The organism is Hymenobacter sp. CRA2, from assembly GCF_002007105.1.
Classification (GTDB): Bacteria; Bacteroidota; Bacteroidia; order Cytophagales; family Hymenobacteraceae; genus Solirubrum.
The window spans coordinates 1-724 of record NZ_MVBC01000044.1 but is presented as its reverse complement, the minus strand read 5'-3'; the positions used below and the strand labels follow the sequence as shown (position 1 = coordinate 724).

Genomic DNA, 724 nt, shown 5'->3' with positions numbered 1-724 from the left:
CTAGGAAGTGTTAACAGTGATTATCTTGAAACATGGAGCAAATGTTGACGGACGCGCAGTGGGCGCGGTTAGCGCCGCTGCTGCCGGGTCGGGCGGGCACGAGCGGCGGACGCGGCCGGGACAACCGGCAGTTTGTGGAGGCGGTGCTGTGGCTGGCGCGCAACGGGGCGCGGTGGCGTGCCTTGCCCGCCGAGCGCGGCAACTGGCACACGACGTACACGCGCTTTATGCGCTGGGCCCGTTCCGGGGCGTGGCAGCGCGTGTTCGAAGCCGTGCAGGACGAAGCGGCCCTGCACACGCTGCTGGTGGACTCCACGAGCGTGCGGGTGCACCAGCACGCCAGCGGCGCGCGCAAAAAAACGGGCCGCAAGCCCTGGGCCGCTCCCGCGGCGGGCTCACCACCAAGCTGCACGTAGCGGCCGATGCGCGGGGCCGGCTGGTGCGCTGCCGCCTCACCGCGGGCCAGCGCCACGACGCGCCGCAGGCCCGGCCCTTGCTGCAGGGCTTGGCCCCGGCCCGGCTCATCGCCGACCGCGGCTACGACTCGGATCCGCTCGTGGCTGAACTCGCCCGCCGCGGCACCCAAGCCGTCATCCCACCCCGGCGCAAGCGCCGCCACCCCCGCGCCTTCGACGCGCAACGCTATGCCCAACGCCACCCGGTCGAGCGGCTCTTCAGCCGCCTCAAGCAGTTCCGGCGCGTGGCCACACGCTATGAAAAGCTG

At 71.7% G+C, this 724-nt stretch carries 1 protein-coding gene; it reads left to right on the top strand.

Features of this window, described 5'->3' with window-relative positions; translation table 11 throughout:
- Positions 1-32: 32 nt before the first annotated feature.
- Positions 33-724, top strand: a protein-coding gene (locus B0919_RS24485; protein WP_254846671.1) for an IS5 family transposase whose coding sequence is annotated in 2 segments (ribosomal slippage) — positions 33-363 and positions 363-724 — 693 coding nt annotated over the 2 segments. Because the reading frame shifts where the segments join, the coding sequence is not laid out codon by codon here. This gene is flagged as partial in the annotation.